The sequence below is a fragment of the Pseudonocardia xishanensis genome (assembly GCF_039541715.1).
Lineage (GTDB): Bacteria > Actinomycetota > Actinomycetes > Mycobacteriales > Pseudonocardiaceae > Pseudonocardia > Pseudonocardia xishanensis.
In genome coordinates this window covers 42896-64962 of sequence record NZ_BAABGT010000032.1, presented here as the reverse complement: position 1 = coordinate 64962, position 22067 = coordinate 42896, and the positions used below count along the sequence as shown (strand labels likewise).

At 72.4% G+C, this 22067-nt stretch carries 20 protein-coding genes and 1 pseudogene; 9 read left to right on the top strand and 12 right to left on the bottom strand.

The window, feature by feature from the left end; genetic code table 11:
* The first annotated feature begins 3 nt into the window (after nucleotides 1–3).
* The 3 genes from pyk to ABD993_RS13280 all read left to right on the top strand — a co-directional run bounded on the left by pyk (nucleotide 4) and on the right by ABD993_RS13280 (nucleotide 2778).
* Nucleotides 4–1425 (top strand): pyruvate kinase, encoded by a 1422-nt coding sequence (gene pyk / locus ABD993_RS13290; RefSeq protein ID WP_345416738.1) that lies wholly within the window; start codon nucleotides 4–6, stop codon nucleotides 1423–1425.
* A 67-nt stretch (nucleotides 1426–1492) separates the two neighbouring features.
* The gene (locus ABD993_RS13285) at nucleotides 1493–2326 is read left to right on the top strand and encodes an acyl-CoA thioesterase (RefSeq protein WP_345417599.1); all 834 of its coding nucleotides are present in this window, start codon (nucleotides 1493–1495) and stop codon (nucleotides 2324–2326) included.
* On the top strand, nucleotides 2323–2778 hold the full coding sequence (locus ABD993_RS13280; RefSeq protein WP_345416735.1) for a CoA-binding protein: 456 nt from the start codon (nucleotides 2323–2325) through the stop codon (nucleotides 2776–2778). The genes ABD993_RS13285 and ABD993_RS13280 overlap by 4 nt, the downstream gene beginning before the upstream one ends.
* Here ABD993_RS13280 and ABD993_RS13275 read toward each other — a convergent pair.
* A complete protein-coding gene (locus ABD993_RS13275) occupies nucleotides 2775–3095 on the bottom strand; it encodes a hypothetical protein (RefSeq protein ID WP_345416732.1) in 321 nt (106 codons plus the stop codon). The two genes, ABD993_RS13280 and ABD993_RS13275, sit on opposite strands and share 4 nt — an antisense overlap.
* 112 nt (nucleotides 3096–3207) lie before the next feature.
* On the opposite strand from ABD993_RS13275, the gene ABD993_RS13270 reads away from it, so the two are divergent.
* Nucleotides 3208–4191, top strand: coding sequence for a malate dehydrogenase (locus tag ABD993_RS13270; protein WP_345416729.1), 984 nt, complete (start codon nucleotides 3208–3210; stop codon nucleotides 4189–4191).
* 51 nt (nucleotides 4192–4242) lie between these two features.
* Here ABD993_RS13270 and ABD993_RS13265 read toward each other — a convergent pair whose 3' ends face one another.
* The 10 genes and pseudogenes from ABD993_RS13265 to ABD993_RS13220 all read right to left on the bottom strand — a co-directional run bounded on the left by ABD993_RS13265 (nucleotide 4243) and on the right by ABD993_RS13220 (nucleotide 16202).
* Nucleotides 4243–5295, bottom strand: coding sequence for an ABC transporter ATP-binding protein (locus ABD993_RS13265; protein ID WP_345416727.1), 1053 nt, complete (start codon nucleotides 5293–5295; stop codon nucleotides 4243–4245).
* Nucleotides 5295–6629, bottom strand: a complete 1335-nt coding sequence (locus tag ABD993_RS13260) for an ABC transporter substrate-binding protein (protein ID WP_345416725.1) — start codon at nucleotides 6627–6629, stop codon at nucleotides 5295–5297. Before ABD993_RS13260 ends, ABD993_RS13265 begins: the two co-directional genes overlap by 1 nt.
* A 14-nt stretch (nucleotides 6630–6643) precedes the next feature.
* Nucleotides 6644–6778: a hypothetical protein gene (locus ABD993_RS13255; protein WP_345416722.1), complete on the bottom strand. Its 135-nt coding sequence runs from the start codon at nucleotides 6776–6778 to the stop codon at nucleotides 6644–6646.
* Nucleotides 6779–6869: 91 nt separating this feature from the next.
* Nucleotides 6870–6959: pseudogene (locus ABD993_RS36710) on the bottom strand (carbohydrate ABC transporter permease); the annotation flags it as partial.
* A gap of 511 nt (nucleotides 6960–7470) precedes the next feature.
* Nucleotides 7471–8415 carry a carbohydrate ABC transporter permease gene (locus ABD993_RS13245; protein ID WP_345416716.1) on the bottom strand — a complete coding sequence of 315 codons (945 nt, stop codon included), beginning with the start codon at nucleotides 8413–8415 and terminating at the stop codon, nucleotides 7471–7473.
* Between the two features lie 126 nt (nucleotides 8416–8541).
* Nucleotides 8542–10287 carry a malto-oligosyltrehalose trehalohydrolase gene (treZ, locus tag ABD993_RS13240; RefSeq protein ID WP_345416713.1) on the bottom strand — a complete coding sequence of 582 codons (1746 nt, stop codon included), beginning with the start codon at nucleotides 10285–10287 and terminating at the stop codon, nucleotides 8542–8544.
* 268 nt (nucleotides 10288–10555) lie between these two features.
* The gene (locus ABD993_RS13235) at nucleotides 10556–11026 is read right to left on the bottom strand and encodes a MarR family winged helix-turn-helix transcriptional regulator (RefSeq protein ID WP_345416710.1); all 471 of its coding nucleotides are present in this window, start codon (nucleotides 11024–11026) and stop codon (nucleotides 10556–10558) included.
* Nucleotides 11027–11179: 153 nt separating this feature from the next.
* Nucleotides 11180–13552: a malto-oligosyltrehalose synthase gene (gene treY / locus ABD993_RS13230; RefSeq protein WP_345416708.1), complete on the bottom strand. Its 2373-nt coding sequence runs from the start codon at nucleotides 13550–13552 to the stop codon at nucleotides 11180–11182.
* Entirely contained in the window at nucleotides 13552–15702 is a 2151-nt protein-coding gene (gene glgX, locus ABD993_RS13225) for a glycogen debranching protein GlgX (protein WP_345417596.1), read from the bottom strand. The genes treY and glgX overlap by 1 nt, the downstream gene beginning before the upstream one ends.
* 35 nt (nucleotides 15703–15737) lie before the next feature.
* Nucleotides 15738–16202, bottom strand: coding sequence for a PPOX class F420-dependent oxidoreductase (locus ABD993_RS13220; protein WP_345416705.1), 465 nt, complete (start codon nucleotides 16200–16202; stop codon nucleotides 15738–15740).
* Between the two features lie 61 nt (nucleotides 16203–16263).
* On the opposite strand from ABD993_RS13220, the gene ABD993_RS13215 reads away from it, so the two are divergent.
* From ABD993_RS13215 to ABD993_RS13195, 5 genes are read left to right on the top strand one after another with little or no spacing between them, the layout of a single operon-like run.
* Entirely contained in the window at nucleotides 16264–16689 is a 426-nt protein-coding gene (locus ABD993_RS13215; RefSeq protein WP_345416702.1) for an HIT family protein, read from the top strand.
* Entirely contained in the window at nucleotides 16686–17282 is a 597-nt protein-coding gene (locus ABD993_RS13210; protein WP_345416699.1) for a histidine phosphatase family protein, read from the top strand. Before ABD993_RS13215 ends, ABD993_RS13210 begins: the two co-directional genes overlap by 4 nt.
* Nucleotides 17283–17334: 52 nt before the next feature.
* Nucleotides 17335–19272 carry a 1-deoxy-D-xylulose-5-phosphate synthase gene (dxs, locus tag ABD993_RS13205; RefSeq protein WP_345416696.1) on the top strand — a complete coding sequence of 646 codons (1938 nt, stop codon included), beginning with the start codon at nucleotides 17335–17337 and terminating at the stop codon, nucleotides 19270–19272.
* Nucleotides 19272–19937 (top strand): response regulator transcription factor, encoded by a 666-nt coding sequence (locus ABD993_RS13200; RefSeq protein WP_345416693.1) that lies wholly within the window; start codon nucleotides 19272–19274, stop codon nucleotides 19935–19937. The genes dxs and ABD993_RS13200 overlap by 1 nt, the downstream gene beginning before the upstream one ends.
* A gap of 2 nt (nucleotides 19938–19939) precedes the next feature.
* Entirely contained in the window at nucleotides 19940–21088 is a 1149-nt protein-coding gene (locus tag ABD993_RS13195) for a sensor histidine kinase (RefSeq protein ID WP_345416691.1), read from the top strand.
* Here ABD993_RS13195 and ABD993_RS13190 read toward each other — a convergent pair.
* Nucleotides 21052–22029: a glycosyltransferase family 2 protein gene (locus tag ABD993_RS13190; RefSeq protein WP_345416688.1), complete on the bottom strand. Its 978-nt coding sequence runs from the start codon at nucleotides 22027–22029 to the stop codon at nucleotides 21052–21054. The genes ABD993_RS13195 and ABD993_RS13190 overlap by 37 nt on opposite strands.
* Between the last annotated feature and the right edge of the window lie 38 nt (nucleotides 22030–22067).

Here is a 22067-nt window from a genome sequence, read left to right as displayed (position 1 = left end):
GCCGTGACTCGCCGCACCAAGATCGTCTGCACCATCGGCCCGGCCACCGCGACACCCGACCGTATCCGGGAGCTGGTGGCGGCGGGGATGGACGTCGCGCGACTGAACTTCAGCCACGGCACGCGAGACGACCACAAGCGTGTGTTCCAGATGGTCCGAGACGCAGCGGACGCCGAGGGCCGCGCCGTCGGCATCCTGGCCGACCTGCAGGGCCCCAAGATCCGCCTCGGCACCTTCGCCGACGGCCCCACCGAGTGGCAGACCGGTGAGGAGGTGCGGATCACCGTGGACGACTGCGCGGGCACCCACGACCGCGTCTCCACCACCTACAAGGGCCTCGCGCAGGACGCGCGCGCCGGGGACCGACTGCTCGTCGACGACGGCAAGGTCGGTCTCCGCGTGGTCGAGGTGGACGGGACGGACGTCGTCTGCCGGGTCACCGAGGGCGGCCCCGTCAGCAACAACAAGGGCATCTCGCTGCCGGGGATGAACGTCTCGGTGCCCGCGATGAGCGAGAAGGACATCGCGGACCTGGAGTTCGCGCTCCAGCTGTCGGTGGACATCATCGCGCTGAGCTTCGTGCGCAGCCCGGCGGACATCGACGGCGTGCACCGGATCATGGAGAAGATCGGCGTCAAGCTGCCGGTCGTCGCCAAGCTGGAGAAGCCGGAGGCCGTCGACAACCTCGAGGCCATCGTGCTGGCGTTCGACGGCGTGATGGTCGCCCGCGGCGACCTCGGCGTCGAGCTGCCGCTGGAGAACGTCCCGCTGGTCCAGAAGCGGGCCATCCAGATCGCCCGGGAGAACGCCAAGCCGGTGATCGTCGCGACCCAGATGCTGGACTCGATGATCACCAACTCGCGGCCGACCCGCGCCGAGGCGTCGGACGTCGCGAACGCGGTGCTGGACGGCGCGGACGCGCTGATGCTGTCCGGGGAGACCGGCGTCGGCCGCTACCCGATCAAGACGGTGCGCACGATGGCCACGATCATCGAGGCCGTCGAGGCGGGGCCCACGAACGTGCCGCCGCTCAACCACGTGCCGCGGACCAAGCGGGGCGTGCTGTCCTACGCCGCCCGGGACATCGGCGAGCGCCTCTCGGCGCGGGCGCTGGTCGCGTTCTCCCAGTCCGGGGACACCGTGCGCAGGCTCGCCCGGCTGCACACGCGGCTCCCGCTGCTGGCGTTCACCCCCGCCGCGGACGTGCGCAGCCAGCTCGCGATGACCTGGGGCGTCGAGACCTTCCTGGTCGAGGCGGTGGACTCGACGGACGCCATGGTCCGCCAGGTCGACCACGCGATGCTGTCCATCGGCCGGTTCCAGCCCGGGGACCTCGTCGTGATCGTGGCGGGCTCGCCCCCGTCCACCGTCGGCTCGACGAACCTCATCCGCGTCCACCGCCTCGGCGAGGAGGACCACGCCTAGGCTCCCGGCCGTGACCGAACTCAGCGTCGACGGCGTCCCCCGCGGCCAGGCCGTGCTGGACGAGCTGATGGACCTGCTCGTCCTCGAGCAGCTGGAGGTCGACCTCTTCCGCGGCACCAGCCCCGACGCGTCGCCGGTGCGGGTGTTCGGCGGCCAGGTCGCGGCGCAGGCGTTGGTCGCCGCGGCCCGGACCGTGGCGCGGGACCGCAGCGTGCACTCGCTGCACGCCTACTTCCTGCGCGGGGGAGACCCCACCCGGCCGATCGTGTACCAGGTCGAGCGGGTCCGGGACGGCAGCTCGTTCACCACGCGCCGGGTGATGGCGATCCAGCACGGCCAGGCGATCTTCGCGCTGTCGGCGTCCTTCCAGGTGGCGCAGTCCGGGCCGGTGCACACCGTCCCGCTGCCCGCGGGCGTGCCCGCCCCGGAGGACCTGCCGGACCTCGGGTCGCAGGTGCTCACCGGGGGCGGCGGCTGGCTGGCCCAGATGCCCCGCTCGCTGGACGTGCGACTGCTGGACGAGCCGGTCTGGACCCGGGACCGGCTGGCCACCGAGGAACCCGTGCGGGCGTGGATGAAGGCGGACGGGGTGCTGCCGGACGACCCGGTCCGCCACGTCTGCCTGCTCACCTACCTGTCCGACCTCACGCTGCTCGGGTCGGTCGTCGCCCGCCACGACCTGGCGACCACCCAGGTGCAGATGGCGAGCCTGGACCACGCGATGTGGTTCCACGAGCCCTTCCGCGCGGACGAGTGGCTGCTCTACGAGTGCTGGAGCCCGGCGGCCTCGGGCGGCCGCGGCCTGGCGCAGGGCCGGTTCTTCACCCGCGAGGGCGTGCTGGTCGCGAGCACCATGCAGGAGGGTCTGGTGCGGTTCCCGCGCTCGGCGGGCGAGCGATGAGCCCGGAGAGCAGCCTGCGGGAGGACCCGTCCGCGTGGCGGAACCCGGGTCCGGTCGAGCGGCGGCGGATCCTGCGGGAGACCCGCACCGTCGCGGTGGTGGGCGCCTCGCCGAACCCCGCCCGGCCGTCGCACGGCGTGGCGCGCTACCTGCTCACCGCGACCGACTACGAGGTCTGGTTCGTCAACCCCCGCGCCGACTCGGTCCTGGGCCGACCCGCCTACCCGACCCTGGCGGACTGCCCCGGCGTCCCGGACCTGGTCGACACCTTCCGCCGTCGGGAGGACCTCCCCGCGGTGCTGGACGACGTGCTCGCCCTCGGCGGCGTGCGGACCTGGTGGCTGCAGGTCGGGCTCTGGGCGGAGGACCTCGCCGTCCGTGCCGAGGCCGCGGGGCTCGCCGTCGTGATGGACCGGTGCCTGAAGGTCGAGCACGCCCGGTTCGCGGGCTAGCGGAACAGCAGGGCGTCCAGGATCAGCGTGAGCGCGCGGAGCACCCAGAAGGCGGGCGCGGCCAGCAGGAACAGCTTCCACAGCTCGGACCAGCCGCGATGGCGGGCGGCATACCAGGTGGGCCAGGCGGCCAGCACGCAGGCGATGAGGATCCAGCCGATCTGGACCAGCAGCCGGGTGGTGTCCGCCTCGCCCTCGCCGCGGCCGAACAGCACCAGGATCGCGAAGGCGACGACGCCCCAGCCCAACGCCCCGAAGAGGGCGCGGTAGTAGGGGACGTCCGTCTCGGGTGCCGCGCCCCGCTCCTGCTTCGCCACGCCGCCGAGCCTAGAGCGTGCCCGGCGGCGTCGAGGCAGCCGGTGCGAGACCTGCGCCACCTCGGTGATCCCCGTCGCGGCGCAGGGCGAACGAGGGGGATAGCCTCACCGCGTGTCCACACCTGTCACCGTCACTGTCACCGGAGCCGCTGGCCAGATCGGTTACGCGCTGCTCTTCCGGATCGCCTCCGGGCAGCTCCTGGGGTCCGACACCCCGGTGAAGCTGAACCTGCTGGAGATCCCCCAGGCCGTCAAGGCGGCCGAGGGTACCGCGATGGAGCTGAGCGACGGGGCCTTCCCGCTGCTCGCCGGCGTCGACATCTTCGACGACGCCACCAAGGCCTTCGACGGCGCCAACGTCGCCCTGCTCGTCGGTGCGCGCCCGCGCACCAAGGGCATGGAGCGCGGCGACCTGCTCGAGGCCAACGGCGGCATCTTCGCCCCGCAGGGCAAGGCCATCAACGCGGGCGCGGCGGACGACATCCGCGTCCTGGTCGTCGGCAACCCGGCGAACACCAACGCGCTGATCGCCCAGTCCGCGGCGCCGGACGTCCCGGCCGAGCGCTTCACCGCCATGACTCGCCTGGACCACAACCGCGCCCTCGCGCAGCTGTCGCAGAAGCTGTCGGTGCCGGTGACCGAGATCAAGAAGATGACGATCTGGGGCAACCACTCCGCCACCCAGTACCCGGACCTCTACCACGCCGAGGTCGGCGGCAAGATCGCCGCCGAGCAGGTGGAGGACGCCTGGCTGAAGGACACCTTCATCCCGACCGTCGCCAAGCGTGGCGCGGCGATCATCGAGGCCCGGGGCGCGTCGTCGGCCGCCTCCGCGGCCTCCGCGGCGATCGACCACGTCCACACCTGGACGAACGGCACCGCCGAGGGCGACTGGACCTCGATGGCCATCCCGTCGGACGGGTCCTACGGCGTGGCCGAGGGCATCATCTCCTCCTTCCCGGTCACGGTGAGGAACGGGAAGTACGAGATCGTCCAGGGCCTGGAGATCGACGCCTTCTCCCGCGGGAAGATCGACGCCTCCGTGGCCGAGCTGGTCGAGGAGCGCGAGGCCGTCAAGGGCCTCGGCCTGATCTGACCCCGACTCCGAGAGGCCCCTCGCCGCGCAGGCGAGGGGCCTCTCGTCGGTTCAGAGCCTGCGGCCCGTCGCGGGGTCGAAGAGGTGCACCCGCGCCGGGTCCGGGGCGAGGTGGACGGCCTCGCCCCGGGACGGCGGGTTCCGCGGGTCCGTGCGGGCCGTCACGGTCCGGCGCTCGGCCCCGAGCAGAGCGGAGCCGTAGAGGAACGCGTCGGACCCCAGCTCCTCGACGACCTCCACCTCCACAGCGAGCCCTTCGCCGACCGGGACCCGACGCAGGTCCTCCGGGCGCACACCGAGCAGCACGGACGCACCGGGGGCCCGCACCGAGGCGGCCCCGAACGCCACGCACCCGTCCTCCACCGGCAGCGTCGCGAGAGTCATCGCGGGGGAGCCGATGAACCCGGCCACGAAGGCGTTGGCGGGCCGGTCGTAGAGCTCCCGCGGGGTCGCGACCTGCTGCAACGCCCCGCCGTCGAGCACCGCGACCCGGTCGCCCATGGTCATCGCCTCGACCTGGTCGTGCGTGACGTACACGGTGGTCACCCCCAGCCGCCGCTGCAGCGAGGCGATCTGCGTCCGGGTGGACACCCGCAGCTTGGCGTCCAGGTTGGACAGCGGTTCGTCCATGCAGAACACGCTGGGCTCGCGCACGATCGCCCGGCCCATCGCGACCCGCTGCCGCTGCCCGCCGGAGAGCGCGCGGGGCTTGCGGTCCAGGTACTCCGTGAGGTCCAGGATCCGAGCCGCCTCGGCGATCCGCTCGCGGATCTCGGACTTCGGCCTGCCCGCGATGGACAGCGCGAACGCCATGTTCTCCGCGACCGACATGTGCGGGTAGAGCGCGTAGTTCTGGAACACCATGGCGATGTCCCGGTCCTTCGGCCGCACGTCGGTGACGTCCCGCTCGCCGATCCGGATGGCGCCTGCGTCGACGTCCTCCAGCCCGGCGAGCATCCGCAGCGAGGTCGACTTCCCGCACCCCGACGGGCCGACGAGCACCAGGAACTCCCCGTCGCCGATCTCCAGGTCGAGGGCGTCGACGGCCGGGCGGTCGGCGCCCGGGTAGACGCGGCTCGCGCCCTCGAACGTGACCGTCGCCATCAGATGTTGGGCTGGACGTCGGTGGTGTAGATGCCCTCCAGCGTCTTCTCGAGCGTCCCCATCTCGGTCGCGACGTCCGCGCGCTGGGTCAGGATGTTCGCCGCCGACCTGGCGATCTCCTGGTCGGCGCCGGGCAGGAAGACCCGCGCGCGGTCCTGCACCCGGGTGACCGTGAGCTGGTCGATCGCGACCTGGCGCTGCGGGGCGGTCGCGACCAGCGAGGAGATGTCCGCCGAGGTCCGGACCGGCATGTACCCGGTGGCCGCGGACATCTTCACGGTGTTCTCCGGCGTGGTGAGGAACCGGATGAACGTGGCCGCCGCCAGCTGGCGCTCGGGGGTGATCGCCGCCGGGATCCCGACCCCCGCGCCGCCGGTCGGGCAGACCGGGCCCGTGACCGGGCCCTTCGGCAGGAACCCCGCGCCGACGTCGAACGTCGCGGCCTTGAGCAGGGTGACCAGGCTGCCCGTCGAGCCGATGGTGGAGCTGACGGCACCGGCGCCGAGGTCGGTGACGCCGTCGGTCGAGGCGACGCCCGCCCACCCGCCGGTGTACACGGCGTCCTGCAGGTGCTGCAGCGCCTTCACCGAGCCCGCGGCGTCCGTGGTGACGGTCCAGTCCGAGCTCCAGCCGCCGCCCTCGCCCCAGAGGTTGTTCTGGAAGGACCAGCCCGCGTAGTCCGCGAGCGCGGGGTTCTGGAAGGCCTTCTGGACGCCGGTGCCCGCGGCCTGCAGGCGCGGGCCCCACTCGGCGAACTCCGCCCAGGTCTCGGGGGCGCGGTCCGGCAGCCCGGCGGCGGCCCAGTGCGCCTTGTTGTAGTAGAAGAGCGGGGTCGAGCGGGCCCACGGGATGGCCCACAGCTTGCCGTCGTAGCTGTAGTCGTCGACCAGGCCCTGGCGGTAGTCGCTCAGGTCCCAGCCCAGCGCCGCGGTGAGCGGGGTGAGATCGACGATGGAGCGCTGCATGTAGTAGCGGAACCACCACACGTCCGACAGCAGGACGATGTCCGGCAGGTTCCCGGCCCCGCCCGCCTGCGCGGTCTGGAAGCGCTGGGCGATCTCCTCGTAGTGGGCGCCCGCGGTCACGAGGTTCACCCGGATCCCGCTCTGCGACCGGTGGAACGCCTCGATGATCTCGCGGGAGACGGGCTCCGAGCCACCCGGGTTGGACGACCACCAGGTGATCTCGGGCGCCGGGGTCACGCCGGTGTAGTCGACGGTCGCCGCGGCGGCGGGGCCACCGCTCGTGGAGGGGCCGCCGCAGGCGGCGAGGGCCGCGGCCGCACCCGCGGCCGAGGCGATCTTCAGGAAACCGCGTCGGTCGAGCGAGTTCATGCGTGAGCCTTTCACTAGTCCTTGACCGCGCCCTGGGTGAGGCCGGCGATGATGTGCCGCTGCAGTGCGACGAAGACGACGAGGACGGGCACGATCACGGCCACCGAGCCCGCCATGAGCTGGCCGTACGCCGCGGCCTTGTTGTCCACGTTGGACAGCAGGGTGAGGCCGACGGGGAGCCATCATGTCCGGGTCCGACGTGATGACCAGCGGCCAGAGGTACTCGTTCCACTCGTAAACGATGGTCACGAGCGCGACGGTGGCGATGGTCGGCGCGGAGATCGGCACCACGATCCGGACCAGCCGCCGCCAGTGCCCGGCCCCGTCCATCTCCGCGGCCTCGAGGATGCTCGCGGGGAGCGTCCGGAAGTGCTGGCGGAGCAGGAACGTGCGGTGCCGAGTCCGGGCAGGATGATGCCCCAGTAGGTGTCGGCCCCGCCCAGTCCGGTGACCAGCAGGTAGTTGGGCAGGACGGCGACCTGCGGCGGGACCATGAGGGTGACCAGCAGCAGCGCGAACACGACGTTGCGGCCGGGGAACCGGACGAACACCAGCGCGTAGGCGGTGGCGATGGCCAGCGCGACCTTGAGGGCGGCGCCGACCACCGTGACGATCGTCGAGTTGAGGAACAGCCTCCCGAACGGGACGCGTTCGGCCGCCTCGGCGTAGTGCTCCAGGGTGGGCCGGCGCGGGAGGAACGCCGGGACCTGGGTGATGATCTCCGGGTTCGGCTTGATCGACGTCAGCAGCATCCAGAGCAGTGGGAACACCACGACGAGGGTGGCCAGCAGGATCGGGGTGTAGGCGGAGACGGCGCGTCCGACGCCGCCGGATCCCCGGTTCACCGGTAGTGGACCTTCCGCTCCAGGAACCGCAGCTGCAGCAGGGTGAACAGCACCAGCAGCACGAACAGGACCGTCGAGACGGCCGCCGAGTAGCCCGCGCGGTTGTAGCCGCCGAAGGCCTGCAGGTACGCCTCGTAGATCAGCGTGGTGGTGCCCCGGCCGAGCGGTGTCATGATCCGGATCAGGTCGAAGGCCTGCAGCGTGTTGAGCACGCTCGTGATCAGCAGGAAGAACGTCGTGGGGGAGAGCAGGGGTAGGACCACGCTGCGGAACGTCCGCCAGGGACCCGCGCCGTCGAGCGCGGCGGCCTCGAGCAGGTCCCGCGGGACGGTCTGCAGGCCGGCGAGGTAGATCACCGCGGCGTAGCCCATGTTCTTCCAGACGTAGACCACGCAGAGCATGACCAGGCTGAGCGTGGGGTCGTTGAACCAGTCCGGCGAGCTCCCGCCGAAGGCCCGCAGCACCGCACCGAGCACGCCGATCGTCGGGTCGAAGAGGAACAGCCACACGAGCCCGACGCCCACGCCGGACAGCACGTACGGCGAGAACACCGCGGCGCGGGCGATCCCGGCACCGCGCACCCGCCGGTTCAGCGCGAGGGCGATCCCGAGGCCGAGCACCATCGAGCCGCCGACGGTGACCACGGTGAACACCAGGGTGGTGCGGAGGATCTCCCAGGCACCGGGGCTGGTGAGGAAGCGGACGTAGTTGTCCAGGCCGACCGCCCGCGCCGTCGGGGAGCCGAGGGTCCAGTCGAGCGTGGAGTAGTACAGGTTCGCCAGCAGCGGCCGGTACGTGAACACCGCGATGAGCAGCAGGTTCGGTAGCGCGAGGGCGAGGAAGACCAGCGCGTCCCTGCGGTCACGGGCGGTGAACCGACGGCGCCGCCGGGACGGGGGCGGCGGCGCCTCGGGTGGGGCGTGGAGCGTCGCGGACGCCAACGGAGACCTCGCACGGAGCCGGGGAGCGGCCGCGGATCCGCGGCCGGACGGACTCTCGCAAGGTCAGGTGAGCAGAAGGTGATCTCCGGTGGTCGGCGCCCCGAACGGGCTACCACCACCGGGTGGTCAGTCCTCCAGCACGGCGATGGCGAAGGACTCGGCGGGCAGGGTGATGTTCGGGCCCTCGCTCGCCGTGGGCTCGCTCGCCAGCAGGATCCTCGTGACCGTCGCCGCCAGGTCGAGGGCGACCTCCTCGGGTCCCAGGTTCACCAGCACGCGGAGCCTGCCGCGGTGGATCACCAGCGTGCGGGCCTCCGGATGGACGTCCACGGCGACCTCGTCCAGCCACGGGTCGGAGAGCTCCGGCCACGCCTTGCGCAGGCCGATGAGCTCCCTGTACATCGCCAGCAGGGTGGTGTGCGGCTCCTGCTCCTGCTCGGTCCAGTCCAGCTTGGAGTCGAGGAACGTGGACTCGGCGTTCGGGTCCGGTACCTCCACGTCCGCGCCCCAGCCGTGGTCGGCGAACTCCGCGGTCCGGCCCTTGCGGACGGCCTCCCGCAGTCCGGGGTCCGGGAAGTAGGAGAAGAACTGCCATGGCGTGCGCGCGCCCCACTCCTCGCCCATGAACAGCATCGGGGTGAACGGCGAGGTGAACAGGATGGCCGCGCCGCACGCCAGGATGCCGGGGGAGAGGGTCTGGGTGAGCCGGTCCCCGGTGGCGCGGTTGCCGATCTGGTCGTGGTTCTGCAGGTAGGTGACGAAGCGGTGGCCGGGGATCCGGGTGGTGTCCACCGGCGCCCCGTGCAGCCGCTTGCGGAAGCTCGACCAGGTGCCCTCGTGCAGGAAACCGCGGGTGAGCACGTGCGCGAGGCCCGCGAGATCGGCCTCGGCGAAGTCCGAGTAGTAGCCCTGGCCCTCACCGGTCAGCACGGAGTGCAGGGTGTGGTGGATGTCGTCGGTCCACTGCCCGGTCATCCCGAGCCCGCCGCCGTCCCGGCTCGTGATCATGCGCGGGTCGTTCAGGTCCGACTCCGCGATCAGCGACAGCGGCCGCCCGACATGCGCCTCGAGCGCGGTGACCTCGATCGACAGCTGCTCGAGGACGTGCTGGGCGCGGGTGTCCCGCAGCGCGTGCACGGCGTCGATCCGCAGCCCGTCGATGTGGAAGTCCCGCAGCCACATCAGCGCGTTGTCGATGGCGAACCGGCGCACCTCGTCCGACCACGCGCCGTCCAGGTTGAGCGACGGCCCCCAGATGTTGGCGCCCGCGAAGTACGGAGCGAAGCGGTCCAGGTAGGCGCCCGAGGGGCCCAGGTGGTTGTAGACGACGTCCAGCACCACGCCGAGCCCGCGGGCGTGCGCGGCGTCGACGAACCGCTTGAGCCCGTCCGGCCCGCCGTAGTTCTCGGTGACCGCGTACCAGCCGACGCCGTCGTAGCCCCAGTTGCGAGGCCCGTCGACGGCGTTGACCGGGAGCAGCTCGACCATGTCGATGCCGAGCCCGACCAGGTGGTCCAGCTTCTCGATCGCGGAGTCGAAGGTGCCCTCCGCGGTGAAGGTGCCGATGTGGCACTCGTAGAGGACGCTCCCGGCCAGGGTGCGGCCCGTCCACGCCTGGTCGGTCCACCAGAAGGCGTCCTGGTCGTAGCGCCGCGAGGCCGAGTGGACGCCGCTCGGCTGCCACAGCGACCGCGGGTCCGGCAGCGGGGTGGGATCGTCGTCCACCAGGAAGGCGTACGCCGAGCCGGGTCCGTTGTCCTCGACGTCCGCGCGCCACCAGCCCCCGGGCGCGCGCCGCATCGCGTAGGTCTCGCCGTCCACCAGGACCCGGAGCCTGTCCTTCTCCGGTGCCCACACCGCGTACTCAGCCACGGTCGTGAATCCTGCCGGTAGCGGAGCCGACGCGCCCGCTCGGGGCGGTCACGTCACGTCCTGCGGGGAGACCGGTCGGGACCGCCGGCCGGTCGGGGGGCACGAGTGCGACCGGCGATCCCGGCAACGGAGCACCGGTGGGGTGGGGGGATACCCCGGTCCGTATGCGTTGCGGTGCCGACTCTAGGAAAGTCGAACCGGCGCGTAATCGGCCATTCAGCCGCATTCTGAGAAGAATGTCGCTGAATCGAGATTTACGGTATCCGAACTATCTGTTCGACGAATGAAGTCCCAGGTCGCGAGCCATGCCCCGGTCGTCGTGGGCGCGCCGTTCCAATTCCTGCGACACCCCGTCCAGAATCCGACCCACCTCGGCGACGGTCGCGGGATCGGCGTCCCCCGTGCCGCGCGCGACGTCCGCGCTGAACACCGCGAAGATCCGCGACACCAGGGCGCGGCCCTGCGGGGTCAGGGTGACCAGGACGCTGCGCCGGTCCCGCGGGTTGGCCTGGCGCACCACGTGACCCGCGAGCTCGAGGCGGTCGAGCTGGGCGGTGGCGCTGGCCGGGGTGACCCCGACCCGACGGGCGAGCGCGGTGGGCGTGCGCGGCCCGTCGTGGAGCAGGTGCACCAGGATGGTGGTCTCGGGCACGCCGAGACCCAGGAGCCGGGCCGTGGTCTGCCGGTAGGCGTCCGACGCGGCCACGACGTCCCTCAGTCGTACTGCGATCTCACTCACGGGACTCCTCTCGTGTTCGTCCCGATATCGCGCTTGTGACTCGATCATCGAGATATCAGTCTGTTCAACGTCACGATCTACCGAGAGGTTCCAGCGGTGAGCAGCGTCATGCGCAACACGCTGCGCAATGTGATCCAACCGGCCGGGTCGTGATCAGGCGGGCCGGACCAGGAGGGCGACCGGGTAGCGGGACAGCAGGGTGCCCAGGGCGGGGGCGCTGCCGTCCACCGGGGTGTCGGTGAGGATGTCGTGCCAGTCCTCGGCCCCGCCCGGGAGCGGGAGGACCGTGTCGCCCCAGCCGCCCTTCGCGGCCAACCCGACGGGCAGTCTCGTGGCCACCGCGACGAGCTTGTCCGTGCGGGCGAAGGCGACCGCGTGCTCGGCGGCCGGGCCCTCCGCGGGGACCTCGCGGTAGCCGTGGAACAGCTCGGGGCGGTAGCGGCGCAACCGGGCGGCCGTGGTGGTGACCAGCAGCTTCGCGGCGCCCTCGGCGTCGACCTCCGGCAGCCAGCCCTCGTCGAGCCGGGCCAGCAGGGCGCGCCGCAGGTCCCAGTCGACCGGGCGTCGGTTGTCCGGGTCCACCAGCGAGTACTCGAACAGCTCGGTGCCCTGGTAGACGTCCGGGACGCCCGGTCCGGCGAGCTGCAGGAGCTTCTGGCCCAGCGAGTTCGCCCAGCCGGGCTGCGCGATCCGGTCGACGAAGGCCTGGACCTGCGCGACGAGCGCCGCGTCGCCGAGCACCCGGCCGGGCCAGGCGGCGATGGCGGCGTCCACCTCGGGCACCGCGTCGACGTGGGACGTGACGAGCTTGGCCTCCTTCGACGCCTTGCCCAGGTACGAGACCATCCGCTCCTGGAAGGACGGCAGGTCCGCGGCCGCGGGCCACGCGCCGACCAGGCACTGCCAGGCCAGCAGCTCCAGTGAGCGGTCCGGCAGCGGGTAGCGGGCGGCCCAGTCCCGCAGCAGGTCGGTCCACTCGCCGGGGATCTCGGCCAGCACGGCCAGCCTCGCCCGGACGTCCTCGGACCGCTTGGTGTCGTGCGTCGACAGCGTGGTCATCGTCCGCGGCGAGCCCGCCTCGCGGGCGGCCAGCGCGGCGTGGAAACCGGTGGGGGACAGACCGAACCGGCCCGGGTCCCCACCCACCTCGTTCAGCGCGACGAACCGGTTCCAGCGGTAGAAGGCGGTGTCCTCGACACCCTTCGCCATCACCATCCCGGAGGTCTGCTGGATCCGGGTGGCGAGCTCCCCCCGCGGCTCGGCGAGCATCGCGGAGTAGATCGTCTCGAGCACCGGGGCCAGGTCCGGGCGCCGGGTGCGGGCCACCGAGATCGCCGTGTCCAGCGAGTGCCTGCCCTCGGGCAGGTAGGAGCGGTACACCGGGAAGGCGCAGAGGAACTCCGCCACCGCGTCCCGGACGCGGTTCGCGGCCTCGCCGGGCTCCTCCTCGGTGGAGGGGGCCGTCTCGGGCACCGGGACGAGTGCGGCGATCCGCCGCACCTCCGCGGCCAGGATCGTGTCCGCGACCTCGCGCCTGCCCTCGTACTCGGCGGTGTGCGAGGACTGCTTGACCCCGGTGTGCTCGGCGGCGAACTGCGTCAGCAGCCCGGCGCCCGAGGGATCGACGAACACGCCCTGCACGTCCGCCAGCGCCTCGTAGCCCGAGGTCCCGTCCACCGGCCAGGAGACCGGCAGCTCCTCGCCGATGTGCGTGATCTTCTCGACCAGCAGCCACCTGTCCGGGCCGAGCGCCGCCCGCAGCCTGCGGGCGTACCCGCCGGGATCGGACAGGCCGTCCGGGTGGTCCACCCGCAGCCCGACGATCTCCGGGTGCGAGTGCACCCACCGCAGCACCTCGCGGTGGGCGTCGTCGAAGACCTCGGGGAGCTCGACGCGCACCGCGGCCAGCGTGGAGACGTCGAAGAACCGCCGGTAGGTCAGCTCCGCGGCGCCGCGCTTCCACGAGACCAGCCGGTAGTGCTGGCGCTCGTGGACCTCCTGCGGGGTGCCCTCGCCGGTGCCGGGCGCGAGCGGGAGGGCGTGCTCGTAGTACCGCAGCTCGGGCCCGTCGGAACCCTCCTGCACCGAGAGCTGCTCCAGCGCCGAGGACTCGTCCGCGTCCAGGATCGGCAGCAGCAGCGGCCCGGCCGACCAGTCGATGTCGAAGTGCCCGGCCCAGCGGGAGCCCCGGCCGTTGCGCAGGACGTCCCACCACCAGGGGTTCGCCTTCGGCACGTCGACGCCCACGTGGTTGGGCACGATGTCGATCAGCAGCGTCATGCCGGCCTCGCGCAGCCGGGCGAGCAGGGCGTCGAGACCCTCGATCCCGCCGCGCTCGACGGAGATCCAGCCGGGGTTGACGACGTCGTACCCGTGGTTCGACCCGGCGCCGGACTCCAGTAGCGGGGACGAGTAGAGCGTGCCGATGCCCAGCTGGTCCAGGTACGCGACGAGCTCGGCCCCGGTCTGGAAGGTCTGGTCCTTCGAGAACTGGATCCGGTAGGTCGAGGACGGGAGCGCGGCCATCAGACGGTCCGCTGGAACACGAGCAGGGACCGGGCCGGGACGACGTGCGCCGCCGCGGCGCGCACGATCGGCGGTTCCGCCGCGACCACGCCCGGGGCCGAGGACAGCGTGGTGACCTCACCCGCCGCCGTGTCGACGACGATCGCCCACTCCTTGCCGTAGTCGGCGTGCGGCAGCCTCACCTCGATGTCCTCCCAGTGTGCGTTGAAGGCGAGCAGGAACGAGTCGTCCCGCACCCGTTCGCCTCGGGGGTCGATGTCCGAGATGCCCTCGCCGTTGAGGAAGGCGATCACGCACTTGCCGAAGCCGGAGTCCCAGTCGCCCTCGGTCATCTCCTGGCCGTCCGGGGTGAACCAGGCGATGTCGGCGAGCGAGTCCCGCCGCCGCGGCGCGATGGGGCGGCCCTGGAAGAACCGGCGGCGGCGGAACACCGGGTGGGCGTGGCGCAGCGCCGCGACGCCCGCGGTGAACCCGACCAGACCGGCGTTCTTGCCCAGCAGCGACCAGTCCACCCAGGCCAGCTCGTTGTCCTGGCAGTAGACGTTGTTGTTGCCGTCCTGGGTGCGGCCCAGCTCGTCTCCGTGCAGCAGCATCGGCACGCCCTGGGACAGCATCAGCGTGGTGAGGAAGTTGCGCTGCTGGCGGGCGCGCAGCTCCAGCACCGACTCGTCGTCCGTGGGGCCCTCGACGCCGCAGTTCCAGGAGCGGTTGTGGCTCTCGCCGTCGTTGCCGCCCTCGCCGTTGGCGTCGTTGTGCTTGTCGTTGTAGGAGACCAGGTCGGCGAGGGTGAACCCGTCGTGCGCGGTGGCGAAGTTGATCGAGGCGTACGGGCGGCGGCCGTCCTCCTGGTAGAGGTCGGAGCTGCCGGTGAGCCGCGAGGCGAACTCGCCGAGGGTGCCGGGCTCGCCGCGCCAGAAGTCCCGCACGGTGTCCCGGTACTTGCCGTTCCACTCCGTCCACAGGGGCGGGAAGTTGCCGACCTGGTACCCGCCGGGCCCGACGTCCCAGGGCTCGGCGATCAGCTTGACCTGCGAGATCACCGGGTCCTGCTGCACGAGGTCGAAGAACACCGAGAGCCGGTCCACGTCGTAGAACTCGCGGGCCAGTGTGGACGCGAGGTCGAACCGGAACCCGTCGACGTGCATCTCCGTGACCCAGTACCGCAGCGAGTCCATGATCAGCTGCAGGGTGTGCGGGTTGCGGACGTTGAGCGAGTTCCCGGTGCCCGTGTAGTCCATGTAGTAGCGCGGGTCGTCCTCGACGAGCCGGTAGTAGGCGTGGTTGTCGATCCCGCGCATGGACAGCGTGGGGCCCATGTCCGAGCCCTCGGCCGTGTGGTTGTAGACGACGTCGAGGATCACCTCGATGCCCGCCTCGTGCAGGTCCCGGACCATCGCCTTGAACTCCTGCACCGCCGAGCCGGGGCGGCTGCCGCGCATCGTGTACGCGTGGTGCGGGGCGAGGAAGGCCAGGGTGTTGTAGCCCCAGTAGTTGGAGAGACCCTTCTCCTGCAGGTGGTGGTCGTTGAGGAACTCGTGCACCGGCATGAGCTCCACGGCGGTCACCCCGAGGCGCTGCAGGTGCTCGATCATCACCGGGTGCGCGAGGCCCGCGTAGGTGCCGCGCAGCTCCTCGGGGATCTCCGGGTGCGCGATGGTGAGCCCGCGGACGTGCGCCTCGTAGATCACGGTCTCGTGGTACGGGATCTTGGGCGGACGGTCCGAGCCCCAGTCGAAGTACGGGTTGACCACCACCGACTTGGGCACGAACGCCGCCGAGTCCCGGTCGTTGCGCGAGAGCGGGTCGCCGAAGTTGTAGCCGAACACGGCCTCGTCCCACTTCACCGGCCCGTCGAGGGCCTTGGTGTAGGGGTCGACGAGGAGCTTGTTCGGGTTGCACCGCAGGCCCTGCCCCGGGTCGTACGGGCCGTGCACCCGGTAGCCGTAGCGCTGCCCGGGCTCGACGCCGGGCAGGTAGCAGTGCCACACGAACCCGTCGACCTCGGTCAGCGGGTAGCGCGTCTCCTTGTCCCGCGGGCCGAAGGTGCACAGCTCGACCTTCGTGGCGACCTCGGAGAACAGCGCGAAGTTCGTGCCCGCCCCGTCGTAGCTGGCCCCCAGCGGGTAGGCGCTGCCCGGCCACGGACGCATGGTGATCCCCATCTCTGCAGTTCTGGAACGGGTGGTCAGTCGGCGAGCCGGGCGGGGAACCCGCCGGTCGCGACGGGGCTCCACCGGGTGGGCGTGACGCGGATCAGCGCCTTGCCCTGGTCGACCATGGCCTGGCGGTACTCCGCCCAGTCCGAGTGCTCGCCGGAGATCGCGCGGAAGTAGTCCACCAGCGGCTCGACCGCCTCGGGCAGGGTGATCAGCTCGGCCGTCCCGTCCACGTGCACCCACGGGCCGTTGAACTCGTCCGACAGCACGACGACCGACGCGGTGCCGGTCCGGGCCACGTTGCGGGCCTTGGCGCGCTCCGGGTAGGTGGCCACCACGATCCGGCCCTGCCCGTCGACCCCCGCGGTCACGGGGGAGCCGACGACGGACCCGTCCCGTCGGGTGGTGAGCAGGACGACCTTGTGGCGGGGCCGCAGGAACTCCAGGAGCTCCTCGCGGTCCACGTCGGTGTTCGTGGCGATCGTGCGGGGCATGGGGAGAACCTTAGGGCCGGAGGATCGGCGGTGCGTCCCGGACCGGCTAGTGTCCCGCGTGATGAGCACCCTGTTCACGAAGATCATCGACGGCGAGATCCCGGGCCGGTTCGTCTGGTCGGACGAGCGCTGCGTCGCGTTCCTGTCCATCAACCCGCTGGGCCCCGGTCACACGCTGGTCGTGCCGCGCGAGGAGGTCGACCAGTGGGTGGACGCCTCGCCCGAGCTGCTGGCCCACCTCACGGCCGTGTCCCACGACATCGCCCTCGTGGTGCGCGAGCTGTGGCAGCCGCCGCGGGTGGCGTTCCTGGTCGCCGGGTTCGAGGTGCCGCACCTGCACCTGCACGTCTACCCGGCCTGGGACATGGCGGCGTTCGACTTCCGCAACGCCGCCCGCGAGGTGGACGGCGCGGAGCAGGACGCGATCGCCGAGCGGCTGCGCGGGGCCCTGCGCGCGGCGGGCCACGGCGAGCACGTCCCCGCATGAGGCTGATCCTGGTCCGGCACGGGCTGCCCGAGAAGGTCCACGGGGACATCCGGGCCGATCCGGGGCTCACCGACGTCGGGCTCAGGCAGGCCGAACGGGTGGTGGACGCCCTGGCCGCCGATGCGGTCGACGCGATCTACGCCAGCACGATGGCCCGCGCGCGGCAGACGGCCGAACCGCTCGCCCGGGACCGCGGGCTGGACGTGGGGGCCGTCGCGGACCTCTGCGAGTTCGACTCCGACCAGGCGAGCTACCTGCCCACCGAGCTGCTCGCCGCCGAACGGCCGGACGAGTGGGCGCGGATGGTGGCGGGGGACCTGCCGTCCTACGTCGACGCGCCCGCCTTCACCGGCCGGGTCGTCGCCGCGATGGAGACGATCGTCGGCGTGCACTCCGGGCGGGACACCGTGGCGGTGTTCGCCCACGCCGGGGTGATCAACGCCTACCTCGCGCACGTCCTCGGGATCGGCCGCGCGCTGCCGTTCCCGCTGGACTACGCCGGGATCACCCGGGTCGTCGCGCGCCGCGACGGGGTGCGCAAGCCGCGAACCGTCAACGAGATCGCCCACCTGGCGGACCTGCTGGGCACGTGACGTTCCGGTGTCCTCCGCGCCCGCCGGGGCCGACGCTCGTACAGTGAGGACCGTGACCGTTCAGCCGCCCTCCGTCCTGTCGTCGGTCCGGGGACCCGCGGACCTCAAGCGCCTGGGTCCCGCGGCGCTGGCCTCGCTGGCCACGGAGATCCGGGACTTCCTCGTCGCGTGCGTGTCCCGCACCGGCGGGCACCTCGGCCCCAACCTCGGCGTCATCGAGCTCACGATCGCCGTCCACCGGGTCTTCGACTCGCCGCGGGACACGCTGATCTGGGACACCGGGCACCAGGCCTACGTGCACAAGCTGCTCACCGGGCGGCAGGTGGGCTGGGAGAACCTCAAGAAGACCGGCGGGCTCTCCGGCTACCCCTCGCGTTCCGAGAGCGTGCACGACCACGTGGAGTCGTCCCACGCGTCGTCGTCCCTGTCCTGGGCGGACGGGCTGGCGCGGGCCTACGCGCTGACCGGCCAGCAGCGCCACGTCGTCGCCGTGATCGGGGACGGCGCGCTCACCGGCGGGATGGCCTGGGAGGCGCTGAACAACATCGCCGCGGGCAAGGACCGCAACGTCGTGATCGTGGTGAACGACAACGGCCGCTCCTACGCGCCCACGATCGGCGGGCTCGCGGACCGGCTGGCCACCCTGCGCCTGCAGCCCGGGTACGAGCGGCTGCTGGAGGCGGGCAAGAGCACGCTGCGCGGCACCCCGGTCGTCGGGCCCGCGGTGTACGCGGGGCTGCACGCGCTCAAGGCGGGCATCAAGGACGCGATCAGCCCGCAGGAGCTCTTCGCCGACCTGGGTCTGAAGTACTTCGGCCCGGTGGACGGGCACGACGTCGCCGCCATGGAGTCCGCGCTGCGGCGCGCCCGGCACTTCGGCGGCCCCGTGGTCGTGCACGCGGTGACCCGCAAGGGCAACGGCTACGCCCCGGCGGAGAACGACGAGGCCGAGCAGATGCACAGCCCGTCCGCCTTCGACCCGGAGACCGGGCTGCCCACCGGCCCCAAGACCACCGGCTGGACCTCGGTGTTCGCGGACGAGCTGGTGCGGATCGGGGCGGAGCGGCCGGACGTCGTCGCGATGACCGCCGCCATGCTCGGCCCGACCGGGCTGGCGAAGTTCCAGGCCGAGTTCCCCGAGCGCTGCATCGACGTCGGGATCGCCGAGCAGCACGCGCTGACCTCGGCGGCCGGGCTCGCGCGCGGCGGGATGCACCCCGTCGTCGCGCTCTACTCGACCTTCCTCAACCGGGCCTTCGACCAGCTGCTGATGGACGTCGCGCTACACCGCGAGGCCGTCACGCTGGTGCTGGACCGGGCCGGTGTGACCGGCAACGACGGGCCGTCGCACAACGGCATGTGGGACCTGTCCGTGCTCGGGATCGTGCCGGGCATCCGGGTCGCCGCTCCGCGGGACGCCGGGACCCTGCGCGAGGAGCTCGCCGAGGCCGTCGCGGTCGAGGACGGGCCCACCGCGCTGCGCTTCCCGAAGGGCCCGGTGATCGACGCGGTGCCCGCGGTGCGCCGGGTGCAGGGCAGTGACAAGCAGGGCGTCGACCTGCTGCGCGAGGACCGGAACGCCGCGGTGCTCATGGTGTGCGTCGGCGCGTTCGGCGAGCTCGGCCTCGCAGCGGCGGACCGGTTGGCACAGCAGGGGGTCGCGGTCACCGTGGTCGACCCCCGGTGGGTGCTGCCCGTGCCGACCGCGCTGGTCGACCTCGCGCGCAGGCACCAGCTCGTCGTCACGGTCGCGGACGCCGGGCGGCACGGCGGCTTCGGCTCCGCGCTGGCGGACACGCTGCGCTCGGCGGAGGTGGACGTGCCGCAGCGGGACGTGGCGCTGCCCCAGGAGTTCCTCGAGCACGGCTCGCGCGCGGACGTCCTGACGACCGTCGGGCTGACCGCGCAGGACGTCGCGCGCCGGGTCACCGAGTGGGTGGCCGGGGCGAGCACCGGCGTCTCGGAGCCCGCCCCGTCGCAGGCCGGCTGATGCGCGTCCTGGTCGTCGAGGACGAGGCGCCGCTCGCCGAGGCGGTCGCCCGCGGGCTGCGCCGCGAGGGCATGGCCGTCGACCTGGCGTTCGACGGGCCCTCCGGGCAGGAGAAGTCCTCCATCACCCGGTACGACGTCGTGGTCCTCGACCGCGACCTGCCCGGGATGTCCGGGGACGAGCTGTGCGCGGACATCGTCGCGTCCGGCGCCACGACCCGGGTCATCATGCTGACCGCGAGCGGCACCCTGGAGGACAAGGTCGACGGCCTGTCCCGGGGCGCGGACGACTACCTCGCCAAGCCCTTCGACTTCCCCGAGCTCGTTGCGCGGGTGCGCGCGCTGGCCCGCCGGGCCTCACCCGCGGTCCCGCCGCTGCTGCGCGCCGGGGACGTGGCGCTGGACCCGGCCCGCCGCACGGTGCAGCGGGCCGACGCGCCGATCGAGCTGACCCGCAAGGAGTTCGGCGTGCTCGAGGTGCTGATGGGCGCGGGCGGCGCGGTGGTGTCCAGCGAGGAGCTCCTGGAGCGGGTCTGGGACGAGAACGCCGACCCCTTCACCACGACCGTCCGGGTGACGGTGATGACGCTGCGCAAGAAGCTCGGTGAGCCCGGGGTGATCGAGACCGTCGTCGGAGCGGGGTACCGGGTGCCCGCGGCCGGATAGGGATGCGCAGGCTCTCGCTGCGCTGGCAGCTGACCCTCCTGGGTACCGCGCTGGTCGCCCTGGTCAGCGCGCTGCTGCTGTGGCTGGGCTGGCTGCTGGTGGGCGGGGTCGCCTCGTCGGTGCCCACCCTGCCTGCGGGCACGCTGGTGCGGGTCGGGGACCTGGACGTCCCCGCCGAGCAGGTCACCTCGGCCGTCCGCCACGCCGCGCGGGCGGAGCTGCTGCGAGCAGGGTTGATCGCGTTCCCGCTGGTCGTGGCGGCGGCCGGGTTGGTGAGCTGGGTACTCGTCGGGCGGGTGCTCGCGCCGCTGCACTCGATCACCGCGACGGCGCGGCGGTTGTCCGCCGAGTCCCTGGACCAACGCCTCGACCTGCCCGCGGCCCGTGGGGAGCTGGCCGAGCTGGCCGCGGTCTTCGACGCGATGCTCGACCGGCTGCAGCGGGCCTTCGAGGTGCAGCGCCGGTTCGTCGCCAACGCCAGCCACGAGCTGCGCACCCCGCTGGCCGTGCTGCGGACCGAGGTGGACGTGACCCTGGCCGACCCGGGTGCGGACGTCGGGGAGCTGCGGCGGATGGGCGGGGTGGTCCGGGACGCCACCCGGCGGGCGGACGACCTGGTGGCAGGCCTGCTGTTCCTGGCCCGGACCGAGAGCCTGGGCGGGCTGCCCGACCCGCGCCCGGTCGACCTGCGGGAGGCGGCGGAGCACGCCGTCCGGGTCACCGCGGCGGAGGCGGCGGGCCGGGCGCTGCGGGTGCGGTGCACCGGGACGGCCGCGCCGGTCGTCGGGGATCCGGCGTTGCTGGAGCGGGTGGCGGGCAACCTGCTGGAGAACGCCGTGCGGCACAACGTCGAGGGCGGCTGGGTGGAGGTCTCCACCGCGCCCGGCGAGCTGCGGATCTCCTCGAGCGGCGCCGAGGTCGACCCGGAGAAGGTGGACGAGCTGTTCGAGCCCTTCCGGCGGGGTCCGGTGCCCCGCACGGGAGCGACCCCGGGGTCGGGACTGGGGCTGTCGATCGTGCGAGCGATCGTGGCGGCCCACGGCGGCGAGGTGGCGGCCGAACCGATTCCCGGCGGGGGGCTGACCGTGACCGTCACCCTCCCGCCCGCGGGGGGTCAGGTGGTGGGGAGGAGCTTCGCCACGCTGCCGTAGACGCCCGCCCGCGTGGTCTCGCGCGCCTGGCGCATGCGGGTGCGACCCGTGGGGCCCGCCCGGTGCCAGGCCAGGAGCGCCTGTCCCCAGCGGCTGCGGGCCAGTCGGGCGCTGCCCGCGGCGAGGGCGGTCTCGGCCCACCGCTCGGCGATCTCGTCGAACCCGTCCCGGAAGGCGAACACGGCGGGCTGGACGTACGCCAGGCCTGCGGGCAGCCGGGACATCAGCGGTGCGTACTCGGTGAGCAGCTTGTCCAGCGACTCGTACCGCGCGCCGCGGTTGGCGCTGATGCTGCCGGTGCGCATCAACCGCATGTCCACCAGGTAGCGGCGGACGCCCCAGAACAGCGGGGTCGAGGACCAGGCGCCGATCCGCAGCCACATCTCGAGGTCGACGGCGCTGGTGATGGTGGTGTCGAAGACGCCCACCTCGTCGAAGCAGCTGCGCCGGATGACCAGCGAGCTGCCGTTGTGCGTGGGGTTGTTCTCGGCCAGGAACCGGTCCATGTCGCAGGGGCCTGCGGGCTGCCAGCGCGGCCCCACCACCCGGCCGCTCTCCAGCATCACACGGGTGTGGCAGAACGCCGCGCCCACGGGCGCGGTCGTGCGGGTGAAGGTGTGCAGCAGCCTGCGGAGGAAATCGGGGTGCCAGCGGTCGTCCCCGTCGAGGAACGCGATGTACGGCGAGGTGGTGTCGGTGATGCCGAGGTTGCGGGCCGCGCCCGAGCCTGCGTTCTGCGAGGAGATCATCCGGATCCGGGGGTCCACCGCGGCGCGGGCCCGGACGATGTCGGCGGTGTCGTCCGTCGACCCGTCGTCGACCACCACGTACTCGAAGCGCCCCTCGGTCTGCGTGCGGACCGAGTCGATGGCCTGCCCGATCCATGGCGCAACGTTGTACGCAGGGGTGATGACGGACACCACTGCGGGTTCCCTGGACACGGACGAAACACTAGCAATGGGCTGCATGATCCGCGCGA

Excerpts from the sequence above, each read along its gene's own strand:
- ABD993_RS13285 (WP_345417599.1), top strand. The coding sequence starts at position 1,493 with ATGGACCTGCTCGTCCTCGAGCAGCTGGAGGTCGACCTCTTCCGCGGC.
- ABD993_RS13280 (WP_345416735.1), top strand. The coding sequence starts at position 2,323 with ATGAGCCCGGAGAGCAGCCTGCGGGAGGACCCGTCCGCGTGGCGGAAC.
- ABD993_RS13265 (WP_345416727.1), bottom strand. The coding sequence starts at position 5,295 with ATGGCGACGGTCACGTTCGAGGGCGCGAGCCGCGTCTACCCGGGCGCC.
- ABD993_RS13260 (WP_345416725.1), bottom strand. The coding sequence starts at position 6,629 with ATGAACTCGCTCGACCGACGCGGTTTCCTGAAGATCGCCTCGGCCGCG.
- treY (WP_345416708.1), bottom strand. The coding sequence starts at position 13,552 with ATGGCCGCGCTCCCGTCCTCGACCTACCGGATCCAGTTCTCGAAGGAC.
- glgX (WP_345417596.1), bottom strand. The coding sequence starts at position 15,702 with ATGCGTCCGTGGCCGGGCAGCGCCTACCCGCTGGGGGCCAGCTACGAC.
- ABD993_RS13220 (WP_345416705.1), bottom strand. The coding sequence starts at position 16,202 with ATGCCCCGCACGATCGCCACGAACACCGACGTGGACCGCGAGGAGCTC.
- ABD993_RS13215 (WP_345416702.1), top strand. The coding sequence starts at position 16,264 with ATGAGCACCCTGTTCACGAAGATCATCGACGGCGAGATCCCGGGCCGG.
- ABD993_RS13210 (WP_345416699.1), top strand. The coding sequence starts at position 16,686 with ATGAGGCTGATCCTGGTCCGGCACGGGCTGCCCGAGAAGGTCCACGGG.
- ABD993_RS13200 (WP_345416693.1), top strand. The coding sequence starts at position 19,272 with ATGCGCGTCCTGGTCGTCGAGGACGAGGCGCCGCTCGCCGAGGCGGTC.
- ABD993_RS13195 (WP_345416691.1), top strand. The coding sequence starts at position 19,940 with ATGCGCAGGCTCTCGCTGCGCTGGCAGCTGACCCTCCTGGGTACCGCG.